General features: G+C 61.5%; 17 protein-coding genes, 1 tRNA gene and 1 pseudogene. 9 read left to right on the forward strand and 10 right to left on the reverse strand.

Features of this window, described 5'->3' with window-relative positions; genetic code table 11:
* Positions 1 to 62: 62 nt before the first annotated feature.
* The 3 genes from ELH03_RS08910 (at position 63) to hflX (ending at position 2,684) form a co-directional block, all read left to right on the forward strand.
* Positions 63 to 926, forward strand: a complete 864-nt coding sequence (locus ELH03_RS08910) for a D-amino-acid transaminase (protein ID WP_128405020.1) — start codon at positions 63 to 65, stop codon at positions 924 to 926.
* A 112-nt stretch (positions 927 to 1,038) separates the two neighbouring features.
* Positions 1,039 to 1,281, forward strand: a complete 243-nt coding sequence (gene hfq / locus ELH03_RS08915) for an RNA chaperone Hfq (RefSeq protein WP_003539403.1) — start codon at positions 1,039 to 1,041, stop codon at positions 1,279 to 1,281.
* Between the two features lie 77 nt (positions 1,282 to 1,358).
* On the forward strand, positions 1,359 to 2,684 hold the full coding sequence (gene hflX / locus ELH03_RS08920; protein WP_011651867.1) for a GTPase HflX: 1,326 nt from the start codon (positions 1,359 to 1,361) through the stop codon (positions 2,682 to 2,684).
* A gap of 219 nt (positions 2,685 to 2,903) precedes the next feature.
* Here the strand turns inward: hflX and mazG are convergent, their stop codons facing one another.
* Positions 2,904 to 3,749 (reverse strand): nucleoside triphosphate pyrophosphohydrolase, encoded by an 846-nt coding sequence (mazG, locus tag ELH03_RS08925; RefSeq protein ID WP_130766239.1) that lies wholly within the window; start codon positions 3,747 to 3,749, stop codon positions 2,904 to 2,906.
* Positions 3,750 to 3,800: 51 nt separating this feature from the next.
* Positions 3,801 to 4,388, reverse strand: a complete 588-nt coding sequence (locus ELH03_RS08930; RefSeq protein ID WP_018484754.1) for a deaminase — start codon at positions 4,386 to 4,388, stop codon at positions 3,801 to 3,803.
* Between the two features lie 268 nt (positions 4,389 to 4,656).
* Here ELH03_RS08930 and cysG point away from each other — a divergent pair, with 268 nt between their 5' ends.
* From cysG to ELH03_RS08955, 5 genes are all read left to right on the forward strand, one after another.
* Positions 4,657 to 6,093, forward strand: coding sequence for a siroheme synthase CysG (cysG, locus tag ELH03_RS08935; RefSeq protein ID WP_130766240.1), 1,437 nt, complete (start codon positions 4,657 to 4,659; stop codon positions 6,091 to 6,093).
* Positions 6,094 to 6,095: 2 nt separating this feature from the next.
* Positions 6,096 to 6,410, forward strand: a complete 315-nt coding sequence (locus tag ELH03_RS08940; RefSeq protein WP_011651871.1) for a DUF2849 domain-containing protein — start codon at positions 6,096 to 6,098, stop codon at positions 6,408 to 6,410.
* 8 nt (positions 6,411 to 6,418) lie between these two features.
* The gene (locus ELH03_RS08945) at positions 6,419 to 8,089 is read left to right on the forward strand and encodes a nitrite/sulfite reductase (protein ID WP_128409901.1); all 1,671 of its coding nucleotides are present in this window, start codon (positions 6,419 to 6,421) and stop codon (positions 8,087 to 8,089) included.
* A gap of 10 nt (positions 8,090 to 8,099) precedes the next feature.
* Complete coding sequence (locus ELH03_RS08950) at positions 8,100 to 8,612, forward strand: DUF934 domain-containing protein (protein WP_128405025.1); 513 nt, start codon at positions 8,100 to 8,102, stop codon at positions 8,610 to 8,612.
* Between the two features lie 89 nt (positions 8,613 to 8,701).
* Complete coding sequence (locus ELH03_RS08955) at positions 8,702 to 9,913, forward strand: UbiH/UbiF family hydroxylase (RefSeq protein ID WP_128409902.1); 1,212 nt, start codon at positions 8,702 to 8,704, stop codon at positions 9,911 to 9,913.
* Here the strand turns inward: ELH03_RS08955 and ELH03_RS08960 are convergent.
* The 5 genes from ELH03_RS08960 to ELH03_RS08980 form a co-directional block, all read right to left on the reverse strand.
* Positions 9,881 to 10,843 carry an AEC family transporter gene (locus ELH03_RS08960; RefSeq protein WP_128409903.1) on the reverse strand — a complete coding sequence of 321 codons (963 nt, stop codon included), beginning with the start codon at positions 10,841 to 10,843 and terminating at the stop codon, positions 9,881 to 9,883. The genes ELH03_RS08955 and ELH03_RS08960 overlap by 33 nt on opposite strands.
* Before the next feature lie 217 nt (positions 10,844 to 11,060).
* Positions 11,061 to 11,996, reverse strand: a complete 936-nt coding sequence (locus tag ELH03_RS08965; protein WP_128409904.1) for an MBL fold metallo-hydrolase — start codon at positions 11,994 to 11,996, stop codon at positions 11,061 to 11,063.
* Positions 11,997 to 12,246: 250 nt separating this feature from the next.
* The gene (locus ELH03_RS08970; RefSeq protein ID WP_128402449.1) at positions 12,247 to 13,041 is read right to left on the reverse strand and encodes a potassium channel family protein; all 795 of its coding nucleotides are present in this window, start codon (positions 13,039 to 13,041) and stop codon (positions 12,247 to 12,249) included.
* A gap of 258 nt (positions 13,042 to 13,299) precedes the next feature.
* Positions 13,300 to 14,070, reverse strand: coding sequence for an SDR family NAD(P)-dependent oxidoreductase (locus ELH03_RS08975; RefSeq protein WP_128402456.1), 771 nt, complete (start codon positions 14,068 to 14,070; stop codon positions 13,300 to 13,302).
* Positions 14,071 to 14,334: 264 nt separating this feature from the next.
* Positions 14,335 to 15,084, reverse strand: coding sequence for a cytochrome c biogenesis CcdA family protein (locus ELH03_RS08980; protein ID WP_105005911.1), 750 nt, complete (start codon positions 15,082 to 15,084; stop codon positions 14,335 to 14,337).
* 211 nt (positions 15,085 to 15,295) lie between these two features.
* Here ELH03_RS08980 and ELH03_RS08985 point away from each other — a divergent pair.
* A tRNA-Lys gene (locus ELH03_RS08985) sits at positions 15,296 to 15,371 on the forward strand.
* 168 nt (positions 15,372 to 15,539) lie between these two features.
* Here ELH03_RS08985 and ELH03_RS08990 read toward each other — a convergent pair.
* The 3 genes and pseudogenes from ELH03_RS08990 to ELH03_RS09000 form a co-directional block, all read right to left on the reverse strand.
* On the reverse strand, positions 15,540 to 16,355 hold the full coding sequence (locus ELH03_RS08990) for an oxidoreductase (RefSeq protein ID WP_128402448.1): 816 nt from the start codon (positions 16,353 to 16,355) through the stop codon (positions 15,540 to 15,542).
* A gap of 77 nt (positions 16,356 to 16,432) precedes the next feature.
* Positions 16,433 to 16,564 (reverse strand): annotated as a pseudogene (locus ELH03_RS08995) (beta-ketoacyl synthase N-terminal-like domain-containing protein); the annotation flags it as partial.
* Positions 16,565 to 16,741: 177 nt separating this feature from the next.
* Positions 16,742 to 17,335 (reverse strand): TetR/AcrR family transcriptional regulator, encoded by a 594-nt coding sequence (locus ELH03_RS09000; RefSeq protein WP_128409905.1) that lies wholly within the window; start codon positions 17,333 to 17,335, stop codon positions 16,742 to 16,744.
* Positions 17,336 to 17,386 lie beyond the last annotated feature (51 nt).

Consider the following 17,386-nt stretch of genomic DNA (forward strand, 5'->3'; position numbering starts at 1 on the left):
GTATCCGGCGCGGCCGATGCCGCGCCGCGTCCTATATTGCTTTCCGGAAGACCAGGTTTCCCATGCCGAGAATTGCCTATGTGAATGGCCGTTACGTCAAGCATTCCGATGCCAGCGTGCATATCGAGGATCGCGGCTACCAGTTTGCCGACGGCGTCTACGAGGTCTGCGAAGTGCGCCACGGCTATATCGTCGACCTCACGCGCCATCTGAACCGTCTCGACCGTTCGCTTAGTGAGTTGCGCATCGCCTGGCCGATGGGCCGGGCGGCGCTGACGCAGGTCATTCGCGAGACGCTGCGCCGCAACCATGTCCGCAACGGGCTTTTCTATATGCAGGTGACGCGCGGCGTCGCCCGCCGCGATCATGTTTTCCCGGCGGAGGGAACGCCGCCTTCTCTGGTGATCACCGCCAAGAGCACCGATGCCAAGATCATCGCTGCCAAGAACGCCAACGGCATCAAGGCGATCACCCTTGTCGACAATCGCTGGGACCGCGTCGACATCAAGTCCGTCGGCCTCTTGCCGAATGCCATGGCCCGCCAGCAGGCCAAGGAGGCCGGCGCCCAGGAAGCGATCTATGTCGACGGCGACGGCATGGTGAAGGAAGGGGCGGCGACCAATGTCTGGATCGTCGATCCTGATGGAACGCTGGTGACGCGCCCGGCCGAACACGGCATTCTGCGCGGCATTACCCGCACCACTCTGATGGATGTCGCAGCCAGGTTGGGGTTGAAGATCGCCGAGCGGAGCTTCTCCGTTTCGGAGATGCTCGCAGCCCGCGAAGTCTTCCTCACTGCAGCCACAAGCATTTGTTTTCCGGTCGTTTCCGTCGATGGTCAGGCCATTGCCAACGGCCATCCGGGCAGCGTTTCGCAGAAAGTCCGAGAAGCCTTTTTCGACGTTGCGGAAAAGATTGTGATTTGATACCAAGATTTGCTGGACAGGTGGAACGAGGATGCCACCGGTCTTCGCATGGTGAGGTTGATTGATATTCTACCGGCCAGATCAGGTCGGCAATAAAGAAAGAAGCGGCGCGATGGCGGAACGTTCTCAGAATCTTCAGGACTTATTTCTCAATACTGTTCGCAAGCAAAAGATTTCCCTGACAATCTTTCTGATCAACGGCGTGAAACTCACGGGCGTTGTTACGTCTTTTGACAATTTCTGTGTTCTTCTTCGCCGTGACGGCCATTCGCAGCTCGTGTATAAGCATGCGATCTCGACGATCATGCCGGGCCAGCCCATGCAGATGTTCGAGAGCGAAGAAGCAGCGTCCTAACAGGATCAGCCGTCATTTCGACACGCGATACCAAGAACGATTCGATCATCCCTGAGGCCGCCAAGCACAGGGACGACATGCGCGCGACTGTCGTCGTGCCGGTTCTGAAATCGCGCAGTCGCGGCGGCCAGAGTGAATCGGCCTCGACCCGCACGCCGGAAAGCCGTCTCGAAGAGGCGACGGGCCTTGCTCAGGCGATCGACCTCGATGTCGTCAATGGCTCGATCGTCCCGGTCAATGATCCGAGACCGGCCACATTGCTCGGCACCGGCAAGATCGAGGAGATCAAGGCACTGCTCGATGAGCGTGATTCCGGTCTCGTCATCGTCGATCACCCGTTGACGCCGGTGCAGCAGCGCAACCTCGAAAAGGAATGGAACGCCAAGGTCATCGACCGGACGGGCCTCATCCTCGAAATCTTCGGCCGCCGCGCCTCTACCAAGGAAGGCACGCTGCAGGTCGATCTCGCTCATCTGAATTATCAGAAGGGCCGCCTGGTCCGAAGCTGGACCCACCTTGAACGCCAGCGCGGCGGCGGCGGCTTCATGGGCGGCCCCGGCGAAACCCAGATCGAAGCCGACCGACGGATGCTGCAGGACCGCATCATCAAGCTCGAACGCGAGCTGGAGCAGGTCGTGCGCACCCGCCAGCTCCACCGTGCCAAGCGCCGCAAGGTGCCGCATCCGATCGTGGCGCTGGTCGGCTATACCAATGCCGGCAAGTCGACGCTGTTCAACCGCATCACCGGCGCCGGCGTGCTGGCCGAAGACATGCTCTTTGCCACGCTCGACCCGACGCTTCGGCGCATGAAACTGCCACACGGCCGCACCGTCATCCTGTCGGACACCGTCGGCTTCATCTCCGACCTGCCGACCCATCTGGTCGCCGCCTTCCGGGCGACGCTGGAAGAGGTGCTGGAAGCCGATCTCATTCTGCATGTCCGTGACATGTCCGATGCCGACAACCAGGCGCAGAGCTCCGACGTGATGCGCATCCTGAACGACCTCGGCATCGACGAGGCCGAAGCCGAAAAGCGTCTGATCGAGGTCTGGAACAAGATCGACCGGCTGGAGCCTGAGGTGCACGATGCCATGGTGCAAAAATCGGCCGGCGCCAGCAATGTGGTGGCGGTTTCAGCCGTCAGCGGCGAGGGCGTCGACACGCTGATGGAAGAGATCAGCCGCAGACTGTCCGGCGTGATGACCGTGGCGACGATCCGCCTTCCGGTCGACAAGCTGGCGCTGCTGCCCTGGCTTTACGATCATGCAATCGTCGACGGCCGCGAGGACAATGAGGACGGCACGATCACCCTCGATCTGCGCCTCTCCGAAACCGAGGCAACCGAACTCGAGCGCCGTATCGGCAACGGCCCGAAGTCTTCAAAGGAAGATTGGGAGCGGTAAGGCGTTCCCTTCTCCCCTCGGGGGTCCGAAGGACGGGTCGAGACCCGTGGCTCGACCCCGGTCGGTGGCCCGAAGGGTCGGATGAGGGGGCCACGCGGCACGCCCTTCATTGCCCTTCGCTTGCGCTCAGCGCATTCGCTCCTGTCGTCGCTCACCCCCTCATCTGCCTGCCGGCATCTTCTCCCCGCCGGGGAGAAGGAAGATGTGGCAACGTTCCGCTCACTCAGCCCCCGACGTCACAGCTCTCTCGATCGCCTTCGCCGCCTGCCAGATTTCCTCCATCCGCTCCAGCGTCGCGTCTTTCAGCGTCTCACCTTCTGCTTCAAGAACATGTTCTATATGGCTGAAGCGACGCCGGAATTTCGTATTCGTTCCGCGCACTGCCTGTTCCGGATCGGCCTTCACATGCCGGCCGATATTGACGACCGCGAAGATCAGGTCGCCGAGCTCGTCGCTGACCTTTGCCTGATCGCCTTCCTTAAGTGCCACCCGCAATTCGCCGATCTCCTCCTCGATCTTGTCGAGGATCGGCTCGGGTGCTGACCAGTCGAAGCCGACCTTGGCGGCGCGTTCCTGCAGCTTCAGGGCTTCTGTTAGAGCCGGGAAGCTGCGCTGCACCGAGCCGAGGAACCCGCTGTTGAAATCCTCGGTGATGCCGCGCCGTGAGCGCCGCTCGGCGCGCTCGCGTTTCTCCGCCTGCTTGATCTCGTCCCATTGTATCTTCACCGCGTCTGGCGTATCCGCCGCCGAGCGAGCAAAGACGTGCGGATGGCGGCGGATCATCTTGGCGGTGATGGCGTTGACCACGTCGCCGAAGGAAAATTCGCCGGCCTCCTCGGCCATGCGGGCGTGAAAGACCACCTGCAGCAGCAGATCGCCCAGTTCGTCGCAGAGATCGTCCATGTCGCCGCGCTCGATCGCATCGGAGACCTCATAGGCCTCTTCGATCGTATAGGGCTTGATCGTCTCGAAACTCTGCACGATGTCCCAGGGGCAGCCGGTTTCGGGATGGCGTAGCGCCGCCATGATCTCGATCAGTCGCGAAATGTCTTTGGAAGGTTCCATGTTGCCTCGGTTCAGCAGGCTTCAGTTCAGAGGCCCTCAGTTCAATGGCCCTCAGTTCAGTGGAATGTCGTTGGCGCTCTTCGACGACTGGTAGCTGGTCGACAGCGCGTCGTAGCGCGCCTTGATGCGGGCGGTCTGTGTCTGCAGCGCGGTCTTCAGCGGAGCCTCCTCGGTCTCGACGAGATCGGCGATGGCAAAGCTGTTCCAGAAGGCGTTTTGCCTGCGGTAGCCGCCGGGTTCAAGCCCGAAGACTTCCTTCAGGATCTTCAGGTCGTGCGGAATGGCGAAGGCGTCGCGCGAATCCTCGTGGCTGAAGAAATAGTAGAAATTGTCGAAGCCCGCCCATGTGATCGCCGACATGCACATGGTGCAGGGTTCGTGCGTCGAAAGGAAGATCAGATCCTTGGTCGGCGGCTTGTCACCAAGCTCGTAGAAACGCTTCAGCGTATGCACCTCGCCGTGCCAGAGCGGGTTCTCCAGCTCGTTATTGGTCTCGGCGACGACAAGCGAAAGATCGGATTTCCGCAGGATCGCCGCACCGAACACCTTGTTGCCAAGCGAAACGCCACGCTCCGTCAGCGGCAGGATATCGTCTTCCATGACCTGAAGCAGGCGGGAGGCAATGGTCTTATCAGGCATGGGGGCCCTCCAGTTTTCCTCAGTCTATCGCCTTGGCGGCGCGAGTGAAATGCGCGAAGCATCGGTGGACGTCTTTTGTCACAGGCTTTATACTGCGCTGCAGCAAGCGGGCTGGGAATATGCGGCTTTTTGGCAGCACGGGTGACTTTTCTCAAATCATTGACGGCACGAGCAAAAGAATACCTGCTTGCTTGGGCTTTCGAATTTCTGTTCCTTCAATCCCTTGTCGATCAAGGGCATATTCCGGCAACTTCGAAGTGGATTGATGATGCCTCCCAAGACTGAACAGCTTTCGGTATTTCCCGCCTTCTTTCGCGTGGAAGGCCAGAAGACGGCTGTCTTCGGCAATGGCGACGAAGCTTTCGCCAAGGTGCGGCTGCTGCTGAACACAAAGGCGCGGATCATTGCCTATGCCGACCGGCCGGAAGCCGATTACCACGCCTTCCTGATTGCCAACCGCATCGAGACCGTGCGCGCTGCCTTCTCCGCCGAACAGGTCGAGGGTTCAGCACTCGTCTTCGCCGCAACCGGCAATGAAGCCGACGACCGCAGCATCGTCGATGCCGCCCGCGCTGCCAGAATTCCGGCCAATGCCGTCGATCAGCCCGATTACTGCGATTTCTTCACGCCGGCGCTGGTCAACCGCGCCCCCGTCGCCGTTGCGATCGGTACCGAAGGGGCAGGGCCGGTTCTGGCGCAGATGATCCGCGCGCAGATCGACCAGCTTCTTTCGCCCTCGCTCGGCCGTCTTGCCGGTCTGGCGACGAGCTACCGCAAGGCCGTCGAACAACTGATTCCCAGAGGCGTCTCCCGCCGGGTCTTTTGGCGCCGCTTCTTTTCCGGTGCCGTTGCCGATGCGATCGCCAACGGCAACCTGCCGCAGGCCCGCCATGCCGTCGATCGGCTGCTGCAGGCGATGGACAAGGTCGCCGGTCACGTCTGGCTGGTCGGCGCCGGTCCGGGTGCCGAGGATCTGCTGACGCTGCGCGCCCAGCGCGTGATGATGGAAGCCGATGTCATCGTCTATGACGCGCTGGTGCCGCAGGCGATCGTCGATATGGGCCGCCGGGATGCCGAGCGGCTTTCCGTCGGCAAGCGCAAGGGCTGCCACTCGAAGTCCCAGGAAGAGATCAACGACCTGCTGGTCGATCTCGGTCGTCAGGGCAAGCGCGTCGTCCGTCTGAAATCCGGCGATCCCCTGGTCTATGGCCGGGCAGGGGAGGAGATGGCCGCACTGCGCGCTGCTGGCATCACCTATGAGGTCGTGCCGGGCATCACCTCGGCTTTCGCCGCCGCTGCCGATTTCGAGCTGCCGCTGACGCTGCGCGGCGTTGCCTCCTCGCTGGTCTTTACCACCGGCCATGATCTTACCGGCGACGTGCTGCCCGATTGGGCAAGCCTTGCCGTTTCCGGCGCGACGATCGCCGTCTATATGGGCCGCACGGTTGCCGCCTCCGTCGCCGAGCGGCTGATGCAGGCGGGCATTCCGTCTGAGACCACCGTCGCCGTCATCGAAAATGCCAGCCGCGCCGATCGCCGCCTGCTGCATGGCACGCTCGCCGATCTGCCCGATCTGCAGCACCGCGACGAATTAACCGGGCCTGTCATGGTCATTATCGGCGATGCGGTCGCCGGCGCCAATTTCGAACTGTCCGAGCCCCTGGTGCGCGCAAACGCCCGGCTCGAGGAACTTGCAAGGAGCTGAATATGGGTGACAAGGTTCTGACCGCCAACCGGCTGACGGACGGCATTGCCGTCTGGCTGGATGCGAATGGGAAGTGGTCCACCTCGCTGCAGGAGGCGCTCGTTGCCCGTCATGCCGAGGCCGTTGCGGCGCTGGAGGCGATCGGCAAAAAATCCTATGCCGACAACGAGGTCGTTGACGTCGCCGTCGTCGACGTTCAGGAAACCAACGGCATTCTCTGGCCGCTTCGCCTTCGCGAGCGCATCCGCGCACAGGGCCCGACCATGGAATATGCCCCGGGCTACGCTCCTGCCGATCCCGAATTCATTGCAGTCTGAGGAAGACGATGTACCGTTACGACGAATTTGACCATGCCTTTGTTACCGAGCGCGTCGAGCAGTTTCGCGATCAGGTCCAGCGCCGCCTTTCCGGCGAGCTCGCCGAGGACGCGTTCAAGCCGCTGCGCCTGATGAACGGCGTCTACCTGCAGCTCCACGCCTACATGCTGCGCATCGCCATTCCCTATGGCACGCTGAGCGCGCGCCAGCTGCGCATGCTCGCCCATATCGCCCGCACCTATGACCGCGGCTATGGCCACTTCACCACGCGCCAGAACCTGCAGTTCAACTGGCCGAAACTGTCCGATATTCCAGATGCGCTCGCCGATCTTGCCAGCGTCGAGATGCATGCGCTGCAGACCTCGGGCAACTGCATCAGAAACGTCACGGCCGATCACTTCGCCGGTGCCGCCGCCGATGAGATCGCCGATCCGCGTCCTTACGCCGAAATCCTGCGCCAGTGGTCGTCGGTCCACCCGGAATTTTCCTTCCTGCCGCGCAAGTTCAAGATCGCCGTCACCGGCGCCGAGCGTGACCGCGCCGCAATCCAGGTCCATGATATCGGCCTGCACGTGAAGACGAACGACAAGGGCGAGATCGGCTTTGCCGTCTATGTCGGCGGCGGCCAGGGCCGTACGCCGATGATCGCCAAGCTGATCCGCGACTTCCTGCCCGAGGAAGACCTGCTCTCCTACACCACGGCCATCGTGCGCGTGTACAATCTGCACGGCCGCCGCGACAACAAATACAAGGCCCGCATCAAGATCCTCGTGCACGAAACCGGCACCGAGGAGCTGACGCGCCAGGTGGAAGCCGAATTCGCCGCGCTGAAGGATACCGAGCTCAAGCTGCCGGAAAAGGACGTCCAGTCGATCGCTGCCTACTTCGCGCCGCCGGCTCTGCCCGAACGCGCCGAAGGCTGGGAAAACCTTGCCCGCTGGAAGAAGGCCGATTCCGGTTTCTCCCGCTGGGTTCAGCAGAACGTGCAGCCGCACAAGAACCCCGATTACGGCATGGTGACGATCTCGCTGAAGCCGATCGGCGGCATTCCGGGCGATGCCTCGGATGCGCAGATGGATGCGATCGCCGATCTCGCCGAGGAATATGCCTTCGACGAAATCCGCGTCAGCCATGAGCAGAACCTGATCCTGCCGCATGTGGCGCTTGCCGATCTCGAAGCCGTCTATCGCGGCCTCGTCGCCATCAATCTGGCCGAAGCCAATGCCGGCCTGATCACCGATATCATTGCCTGTCCCGGGCTGGACTACTGCGCGCTCGCCAATGCGCGCTCCATTCCGCTGGCGCAGGAAATCTCCCGCCGCTTCGGCGATGCCGAACGCCAGGCCGAGATCGGCGAGCTGAAGATCAAGATCTCCGGCTGCATCAATGCCTGCGGCCATCACCATGTCGGCCATATCGGCCTGCTCGGTGTCGAGAAGAAAGGCGCCGAACTCTACCAGATCACGCTCGGCGGCTCCGGCGACGAACATACCTCGATCGGCGAAATCATCGGCCGCGGCTTCGAGCCGGACCGGGTGACCGACGCGATCGAGACGATCGTCGACACCTATCTCGGCCTGCGCCTCGATCATTCCGAGAACTTCCTCGCCGCCTATCGCCGTGTCGGGCCGCAGCCGTTCAAGACTGCGCTCTACGGCTCGGCCGCCGAAGCGGCATAAGGAGGGGATGATGACGAAGATCTGGAGAGAAACCGGTTTTGTCGAAAACGATCCCTGGGTGATCGAGACCGACGAGGTGAAGGCGACCGAGGAGCAGAAGCCGCTGCTCGGCCTCGACGAGCTGATCGCCAAGGCCGACGAAAGCAACGATGTCGGCCTCGGCGTGCTGATCAAGCCGGCTGACGATGTGCGCCGGCTGGAGCCCTATCTCTATCGCCTCGAGATCGTCGCCGTCGCCTTTCCGGCTTTCAACGACGGCCGCGCCTTCAGCCATGCCTCACTGCTGCGCCAGCGCCTCGGCTACACCAACGAGCTGCGCGCCGTCGGCGACGTGCTGATCGATCAGGTGCCGCTGATGCTGCGCGTCGGCATCGACAGCTTTTCCGTCACCAACGCCACGGCGCTGAAGCGGCTTGGCGAAAACCGTCTTCCCGCCATTCCCCATCATTATCAGCCGGCGGTGCGTGACGCCGACGCCGGCAAGGGCTATAGTTGGCGCCGTCAGGCGAAGCCGGCCGCATAAGCGACCGGTTCGTCGTTGCAGAGCATGTCGCGCAAAAGTGTGCAGCGGTTTTGCGATAACGACATGCTTTAGAATGACGGAACGGTAGCATGAAGAGATTCGAAGTGGCGGTGATCGGTGGCGGTCTCGCCGGCATGATCGCCGCAATCGCGCTTGCGCGCGGCGGTCGCAACGTGGCGCTGGTGGCACCCATCGCTCCGAAAGAGGATCGGCGCACCACGGCGCTGATGGATCAGTCGATCCGCTTCCTCGACCGCCTGACGCTCTGGGAAAAGCTCCGCCCCGCAGCCGCCCCTCTCACCAGCATGCGCATCGTCGACGGCACCGATCGGCTGCTGCGCGCGCCGACGACCACCTTCCGCGCCGCCGAGGTCGGCCTCGATGCCTTCGGCTACAATTTCCCCAACAAGGCGCTGACCGGCATTTTGGAAGAAGCTGCGGCCGGCGAGGGCAATATCACCCGTTTCACCGATATGGCCGAATCGATCGACATATCAGCCGTTTCAGTCTCGATCACGCTTGCCGGCGGCGAGACGCTGTCGGCCGATTTTGCCGTCGGCGCCGATGGCCGCGGCTCGAAGCTGCGCGAGACCTCAGGCATTACCGTGCGCAACTGGTCCTATCCGCAATCGGCCATGGTGCTGAATTTCGCCCATTCGCTGCCGCACCAGAACATCTCGACCGAATTCCACACCAAACACGGCCCCTTCACCCAGGTGCCGCTGCCGGGAAGCCGCTCCAGCCTCGTCTGGGTGCAGGATCCCGCCGAGGCGGCGAGCCGCGCAGAATTGCCGCTTGCCGAACTCGGCGCTCTTGTCGAGGCACGCATGCAGTCCATGCTCGGCAAGGTTGATGTCGAGGAGGGCGTCCAGGTCTGGCCGTTGTCCGGCATGATGGCGCATCGTTTCGGCAAGGGACGCATCGCGCTCATCGGCGAGGCCGCCCATGTCTTCCCGCCGATCGGGGCGCAGGGGCTGAACCTCAGCCTGCGCGATATCATGGCGCTTGCCGATATCCTGTGCGACAGGGCGGAATTGCCGGTGCCGGCCGATGCCGGAGAAAGCTTTGACCGCAGGCGCCGCGCCGACATCATGACGCGCACGGCAAGCGTGGATATTCTCAACCGCTCGCTGCTCTCGGATTTCCTGCCCGTCCAGATGCTCCGGACTGCCGGCCTGCATATCCTTTCGGCCATACCGCCGCTGCGCAACATCGTCATGCGCGAGGGCATCGAGCCAGGCCGCGGTTTCCGCGATATTCCGGATGCGCTACGGGAAAAGTTGAAGCGGAAGAAGGCCTGATCGGATCACGATCAGCCAGAGCGAAACGCTCACCACCGAAAACACCGTCGTGATCAGGATCGTTGCCGAGGCGCGCTCCTGCCAGACGCCATATTGCTGGCCGATAACGAAGACGTTGGTCGCCGTCGGCAGTGAGGCGAGCAGCACGGCCGCCTGGATCCACACAGGCTCGAAACCACCAATCGCTGTCAGCGCAACGAAAACTGCGATCGGATGCAGGATCAGCTTCGCCGGCACGATATAGGAGATCTCAGCCGGGATCCGCTTCAGCGGCCGGAGCGCCAGCGTCACGCCCATGGCAAAGAGCGCGCATGGAGCTGCAGCCTGGGCGAGGTAATCGACGAGGCGCTGAAACGCCGGCGGCTGGTCGATGTGCAAGGCGGCCACAGCAAAGCCCAGCGCCGTCGACAGGATGAAGGGATGCAGCGCGACCTTCCGGACGATATCGGCGACGAGCTGGCCTGCCGAACGCTTGTCGTCGCCGGCCGCTGCCATCAGCGCCGGCGCCACGATGAAATGCAGCGCGTTCTCGAAGCAGATGATCAGCGCCACCGGCACGGCCGCGCCTTCGCCAAGCGCCAAGAGCGCCAGGCCCGGCCCCATATAGCCGATATTGCCATAGGCGCCGGCAAAGGACTGGATGGTGCAATCGGCAAGCGAATTGCCGCGCACGACACGGCCGATGACGAAAAGCAGGATGAAGACCGCATAGGTCGCCGCGATATCGGTGACAATGAAATCGACGCGCGTCAGTTCTTCGATCGGCGTGCGCGAGACGAGCTTGAAGAACAGAGCGGGCAGGGCGGCATAAATGATGAAAGTGTTCAGCCAGCCGAGTGCTTCGGCCGGCTGCTTGGTCGCCTTAGCGGCGATGTAACCGATCAGGATCAGGCCGAAGAACGGCAAAAGCAGGCTGACGATATCGGCCAAGAGGTCTTCCAGTGCGCGGGGATGGTCGGCGGGTCAGGATCTGACTTAAGCAATTCCAGCAAAAGTGTGTAGCGGTTTTTGCGTCCGGAATTGCGAAGAAACAAGAGCAATTCCAGCAAAAGTGTGTAGCGGTTTTTGCGTCCGGAATTGCGCAAAAACAAATCGATAGAGCGTGGACTCACTGAGTACACGCTCTACGATCCAACCCGACAAGCGATCAGTAGTCCCAGAAGGCCGCTACCCAGCGAAAGGCGTCGCCGTCGGCCGCCACCCGGCCGACAGACGGGAACGGCAGGTGAGTAGCCACCAACTGCTCGCCGGTATCCGCCAGTTCCCTGAGAAGACGGAGGCGAACGCGGACTGCCTCCTCGGGGTCGTGTTCGAAGCCATTGTACCAGTCGGGGTGTTCGAACCCGACCGCAAACACGGCGTCGCCGGCAAACATCAGCCGGTCGCCGCCTGAGGCCACGCGGACCACGCTGTGCCCGGGGGTGTGGCCGCCGGTGCGATGGACGACCACGCCCGGCGCCACCTCATACTCATCATCGAACAGCCTGAAATAGCTGCGATACTCTTTGGCGAACCGCTTGGCGGTCGCCCGAAGCGCGTCCGGGAACCCCGGTGGCATGGAGACCCGGGAGAAATCGGGCGCCTCCCAGAACTTGACCTCGGCGGCCGCCACGTGGATCCGCAGGTCCGGACGCAGCTGGTCCTTCACCCCGTCGACGAGCAGCCCGCCAATGTGGTCCATGTGCATGTGGGTCAGGACCACGTCGGTCACCGACGCAAGATCGATGCCGGCGGCCTCCAGTCGTTTGATCAGCTGCCCGGCCCGCGGCAGGTGCAAGTCCGGGTCGAGCCCCAGCCCGGCGTCGAGGAGTATGGTCTGGTCGCCGCTGCGCACCACGACCACGTTCAGTGCCCAGTCGAAGGCGTCCTGCGGCAGGAACATGTCTTTCAGCCAGGCCGCTCGGACGGCGGGGTCGATGTTGTGTCCCAGCATCGCGGTTGGGAGCGGTAGCACGCCATCGCTGACCACCAGCACCTCAATCTCGCCGACCTGCACCGCGTAGCGCGACGGAACCAATTCGTCGAGCCGAGGTCTGCCGGTGTGTGCGGTGTTGTCCAGGCTCATCTTTGTCTCAAGGTTCATGTTCGTCTCCTTCTGACCGCCGCCTTAAACACGGCATCGACGACGCTACATGGAGGCGTGTTTGCGATCGATTGGGTCGAGGGATAAGAGCGGGTGGGGCCGAGGGACAGGGCAAGCCATACCACGGCATAGGTGCGGGCCTTGCTTTTTACTTCCGGCGGCGTGCTGATGAGCGCGGAGTTGATCAGATCAGCGAATGCGGCAAGCCTGTGAATGGGCTCGCCACAAATGCTCTAGCCAGGGTCGACGGTCACGATCCCTCGTCCGGTATGTTCAAGACCTCTCCGCACGCCTTGCAATGAACGGCGTCGGCGTCATGGCGCTGAAGGCCGCATCGGTGACAGGAATAGGTTACTTTGTGAGGCCGGACGACTGCCTGAGCAAGCCTGACGAATAGGGAGATGCCGACGATCATCGTCACAACGGAAGTGAGCTTGCCCAGCGTTCCCGGAAGCGTGATGTCTCCGAATCCCGTCGTCGTCACAGTCGCGACCGTGAAGTATAGCGCATCGACGAATCCTTCGCCTCCCTCCCTGTTGTAGAAGAAGGACGTATAGACGAACCCGGTTGCCATGAAGAGGAACACAAGGAGATTGATCACCGCCCGGACGACGTCGAGAAGGTATAAATAGCCGGCCTTGCGCAGCAAGTCCTTGAGCAGCGGACTCGTGCCGATCGCCCAGAACCGCATGATCCGCAGGAAAGCGAAATTGAAGAGCAGGTCCGGCAGCAACAGCGTGGCCAGCACCACGAAGTCGATCCAGGTCATCGGCCGCCGAATCCACTCGCGCACAGAGGATGCGGCGACCGCCCGGCCGATCATCTCGGCGGCGATCCACACTGCTATCGCATAGTCGATAATCAGATAGGACGGGCCGGATCGCAGGTACGGGCCGAGCAGGAAGAAGGCGAGAATGGCGATGTCAATGGCAGCAAATACCAGCCGAAAGGCGACCGCCTGCCTGCCGTCGGCCCTGTCGAGCCTTCGCAGCACCTGACGAAGCGTATTCTGCCGAGAGCCGTTGTCGGATTCGAAGGTTTTCATCCAGGGAATGTAGATCCCTCATCGGCGTCCGCAAGTCGCCGAAGAGGCCGAACTCCTCGGTGACGGTCTTTCGGCTCGACCGCTCTTTCGCTCCGGGCCGAATTCGTGGCCAGTTTGCATGAGAGGCGGGGCGCGGCCATTAATGCTGGTCGAAATCTTAGATGGCCAGCGCCTTTGCCGATGACGTAGGACGATCCTTGTCCGGCAAAATCGTTGTTCTTGTCTGGACAGGACTTGCGGCGCAGGGGCGCTTCGATCTCAGGCGACGGACCATCCACCGTCCACTAGCAGATTCGCGCCGGTGATGAGGCTCGCAGCCGGCGATGCCAGGAAGACCACGGCACCCACCACATCATCGGTTTCACCGATCCGGCCGAGTGGAATGTGACCGAGCGTCGCTTCGCGATTGTCGGCATCGGATAGAAATGGTGCTGTACCATCGGTGTGGATGAACGTCGGCGATACGGTGTTTACAGTGACATCATAGCGTGCCCATTCGGCTGCAAGGCAGCGCGTGAGGTGATTAATTGCCGCCTTGCTCATGCAATAGATTGCCTCGCCGCGCAGTGCCACGGTGCCAGCCTGTGAGCTGATGTTGATGATCCGGCCCCCATTGCGCTTGATCATGTGCCGGCCCACAGCCTGCGTCATCAGAAAGGTGCCCTTGATGTTGACATCGAGTATCTCGTCAAGGTCCTTCTCCTCGACGAGTTCCGCGAGATTGCCCGGAGCCACGCCGACGTTGTTGACGAGGACGTCGATCCGACCGAACGTGGTAAGCGCCGCGTCGACCGCTTGTGCGATATGGGCCTTATTGGGAATGTCCAGTTCAACGGGCAGAACTTTTCGTCCCGCGCCCTCCAGTTCAGCAACCAGGCTCGCCGACGCTGCGACATCGCGGACCCCCAAAACAATATCGGAACCTGCTGCGGCACAGGCAAGCGCGCAAGCTCGACCGATGCCACGGCTCGCTCCTGTCACCAACGTCACCTTGCCCTCAAGGCTGAAGTCCGGCGCATTCTTCTGCATCATGATACCTCCCTCGATGAAGCTCATTTATGGCAGCGTCGGCGTGCGGATGCCAGATATTCTCAGCACGCGGAGGAGCGTCCCCTTGACCAATGAGCGATCCCGAAACGTGGGACGCTTTTCCCGAAAGGCCCCGCAAAAGCCGCATTGCCCGTCGGCTCCTACACACGACGACCGACGGCGCGGGAGGAAGCGACGAAGCCGATCTCGCGGCGGCTTCCGATACCGCCACCTACATGGCCTGGAAACACGGCAACGCGTGGCCTAGCCGATCTGCATCAAGATTGGAAAGGTCTGCTGGAACCAGATCGCCACATTGCTGACCCATCCGAACAGGAAGGCGAGGCCGGTAAGCACCAGGAAGACGCCCATAACCTTTTCCACCGTGCCGAGATGGCGGCGGAAGCGCGACAGGAAGCGCATGAAGGCGCCGGAAAAGCCGGCGGCGATCCAGAAGGGGATGGCAAGGCCGAGCGAATAGATGGCGAGCAGCCCGGCGCCGGAGCCGACCGTCTCACGCGAGGCGGCAACGCCGAGGATGGCGCCAAGCACCGGGCCGATGCAGGGCGTCCAGCCGAAGGCGAAGGCAAGGCCCATGATATAGGCGCCCGTCAGTGTCGCCGGCTTGCCGCTGCTCTGGAAGCGCGCCTCGCGGGCAAGTACCCCGATTCGAAAGAGGCCGAGGAAGTTCAGCCCCATGACGATGATGATCAGCCCGCCGATCTTCGACAAGAGGTCGAGATGCTGGCGAAGCGCCATGCCGATGCTGGAAGCACCGGCGCCGAGCGCCACGAAGACGGTGGCAAAGCCGAGCGTAAAGAGCAGTGCCGAGAAGAACACACCGCGCCTGATGTCGGGTGCCACCGCAACCGCACCGCCGCCGCGGAACTGCTCGACCGAAATGCCGGCCATATAACAGAGATAGGGCGGGACGAGGGGAAGCACGCAGGGCGACAGAAAGGAAAGCGCCCCGGCAATCAACGCGCTCCACAAGGAAATATCGGCAATCGACACGCATTCTCTCCGGCTGCAATCTGCGTGATGTTCCTAGCTTTGCAGACCCGGGATTGCCAATCACCTTTTTGCGCGCGCAAGACAAGACACCCTCGCGCTCGCAAGAAATGTGCCGACCGCCGGAAAAAGGCAAATTTTTCGGTTGACCGCAATGGGTCGCCTGCCTATGTTCCGCCCACTTCCAGCCGGGGTGGTCACACCCGCGGAGAGGGAGAGCGTAGCTCAGCTGGTAGAGCAACTGACTTTTAATCAGTAGGTCTCGGGTTCGAACCCCGACGCTCTCACCAACGATTTCAACGGCTTAAAACCTTGGATTGGCCAAAATATCGGCTATAATACCCTCACACATGTCTCGCACAGTCTGAGGGGGGTTAAATGACCTCGCATACGGTCTTCGGTGACAAGGTTCGAATCTACCGCGCCTGTTCATTAAGCGGAACAGGATGTCGTCGGTTTCAGACCGGCAGCCCGAGTTGTTTTCGGAGGCTCTTGTCGAATGCGAATGCAGGGACGAAGCGGCGCAGAAAACTGACCTGGCGTGCCATTTTTCCGGCCGCATAACGCCTCTTTGGAGCGGGATCAGTCGCAGCGGCAATAATTGCCTTGGCCACCACGTCGGGCGCGTCGCCTATTTCCATTGCTTTCTGCACGACTACATTCATGCCAGCGCGCGCAGAGTCATATATATCGAGCACCTGATCCGGCTTGGCGAGATTGTCTTCGAACGACGTCCGGGTGTAGGCTGGCTCGACCAGCGAAACGCGAATGCCGAAGGCGCGCAATTCGTGATCGAGCGATTCGGAATAACCCTCGATGGCATGTTTGGTCGACGAGTAGAGCGCGAAATAGGGAGCGGGGATGAACCCCTGTACCGAGCTCAAATTCACGATTCTGCCCTTCCCTTGGCGTCGCATTACCGGCAACACCGCGTTGGTCACACGGAAAACGCCGAAGACGTTCACGTCGAACAACGACTTAACCTGGGTCATTGAGGACTCCTCCGCGCCACCAAGCAGCCCCATGCCAGCATTATTGACAAGAAGATCGATGCGGCCGGCCTCTGCTAGCACGTCATCAACCAATTTCGCCACCGACGCGTCGTCGGTCACGTCGCATGTCAGCATGGATACACCGTCGCTCCTCTGGGTTGCGAGGCGGCGGCTGGTTCCGAACACGCGAAAGCCCGCGTTCTGCAGGGCTGCGGCCGTTGCATACCCGATGCCGGTGGATGCCCCAGTCACCAAGGCTACGCCAAGATTGTTCTTGTTCATGGAAATCACTTCTTTCTGTGTGATGAACTGCGTCTTGTAAAAGTCGGGTAGGCTGTCTGCGACTTACGTGCAAAAAGGAGGTCTCCGACGATATCGTCAGGCAGTCGACGGATACCGCTTTGACCCGCAAGCAGGGGCGACCGTGATATCCCGACATTCGCACCAAGTGGGCTGACAGCTCCCATTCCTGTGACAACGATACGACGCATCTTTCTTCCACCTGTCTTCACTGCAAAAATAGGCATGCCGTCAGCCTCTTGACCGATGATGCGGTAAGGGCCTGTTCTCTAAACATGCGGCTTATGCAGGAGCCTTAGGACACACTCACCTTGCCAGGGCGGGAGCTAAACTTCGGCACTTTTCCGCGCCAGGTCATTGAACCCGGCTTAGCCTTCAGCGACATCGTCGCCGCGCGCAATGCGCCTGACTTCGCCGGCCGCTGCGTTAAGGATGTCTCGTGAAAGGTCCTCGTCTTCCATGATCCGCGACAGCGTAACGGCGCCCACCATGAGAGACAGTATGGCCATCGCCCTGCCGCTGGGACTAGAGCTCGTATCGCTGGCCATCAGTTCATCCAGAACCTCGAAGTGAGCCCGGATCCCGTCTTCAAATGGGCGCCTGACCTCTTTGCTCTGGCGAGCCGCGTCCGATCCAAGCGCCACAAGTGGGCAGCCTTCTGACTTTTCGCCTCTGTGGTCCGATGAAAGGTAGAACGCCATGACTGCCTCAAGGGGCTCGGAGCTGTTTGCAGCCGCTGCGGACCATCTCTGTGTGGCGCTTTCCATCGCACGCCGCGATGCTAGTGCGGCGAGGTCGTCCTTCGACGCGAACTGCTTGTAGAAACCTCCCTGGGTCAGGCCGGCCCCTTTCATCAGATCCTTCAGCCCAATTCCATCGAAGCCATGTTCTCGGAACAGACGGCTTGCGACGTTGATCACCGTTTCGCGGTTCTCCTCAGCCTGTGCCCGGCTCACTCTCATATCGACCTCCGATTAGATTTTGTTTGACATCTATAACAAAAATAGATTTAG

Origin of the sequence: Rhizobium beringeri, from assembly GCF_004306515.1 — a bacterium.
Classification (GTDB): Bacteria; Pseudomonadota; Alphaproteobacteria; order Rhizobiales; family Rhizobiaceae; genus Rhizobium; species Rhizobium beringeri.

What these genes read in the sequence shown, in the direction of transcription:
- ELH03_RS08910 (WP_128405020.1), top strand. Translation starts at nt 63, where the DNA reads ATGCCGAGAATTGCCTATGTGAATGGCCGTTACGTCAAGCATTCCGAT.
- hfq (WP_003539403.1), top strand. Translation starts at nt 1,039, where the DNA reads ATGGCGGAACGTTCTCAGAATCTTCAGGACTTATTTCTCAATACTGTT.
- hflX (WP_011651867.1), top strand. Translation starts at nt 1,359, where the DNA reads ATGCGCGCGACTGTCGTCGTGCCGGTTCTGAAATCGCGCAGTCGCGGC.
- mazG (WP_130766239.1), bottom strand. Translation starts at nt 3,749, where the DNA reads ATGGAACCTTCCAAAGACATTTCGCGACTGATCGAGATCATGGCGGCG.
- ELH03_RS08930 (WP_018484754.1), bottom strand. Translation starts at nt 4,388, where the DNA reads ATGCCTGATAAGACCATTGCCTCCCGCCTGCTTCAGGTCATGGAAGAC.
- cysG (WP_130766240.1), top strand. Translation starts at nt 4,657, where the DNA reads ATGCCTCCCAAGACTGAACAGCTTTCGGTATTTCCCGCCTTCTTTCGC.
- ELH03_RS08940 (WP_011651871.1), top strand. Translation starts at nt 6,096, where the DNA reads ATGGGTGACAAGGTTCTGACCGCCAACCGGCTGACGGACGGCATTGCC.
- ELH03_RS08945 (WP_128409901.1), top strand. Translation starts at nt 6,419, where the DNA reads ATGTACCGTTACGACGAATTTGACCATGCCTTTGTTACCGAGCGCGTC.
- ELH03_RS08950 (WP_128405025.1), top strand. Translation starts at nt 8,100, where the DNA reads ATGACGAAGATCTGGAGAGAAACCGGTTTTGTCGAAAACGATCCCTGG.
- ELH03_RS08955 (WP_128409902.1), top strand. Translation starts at nt 8,702, where the DNA reads ATGAAGAGATTCGAAGTGGCGGTGATCGGTGGCGGTCTCGCCGGCATG.
- ELH03_RS08965 (WP_128409904.1), bottom strand. Translation starts at nt 11,996, where the DNA reads ATGAACCTTGAGACAAAGATGAGCCTGGACAACACCGCACACACCGGC.
- ELH03_RS08970 (WP_128402449.1), bottom strand. Translation starts at nt 13,041, where the DNA reads ATGAAAACCTTCGAATCCGACAACGGCTCTCGGCAGAATACGCTTCGT.
- ELH03_RS08975 (WP_128402456.1), bottom strand. Translation starts at nt 14,070, where the DNA reads ATGCAGAAGAATGCGCCGGACTTCAGCCTTGAGGGCAAGGTGACGTTG.
- ELH03_RS08990 (WP_128402448.1), bottom strand. Translation starts at nt 16,355, where the DNA reads ATGAACAAGAACAATCTTGGCGTAGCCTTGGTGACTGGGGCATCCACC.
- ELH03_RS09000 (WP_128409905.1), bottom strand. Translation starts at nt 17,335, where the DNA reads ATGAGAGTGAGCCGGGCACAGGCTGAGGAGAACCGCGAAACGGTGATC.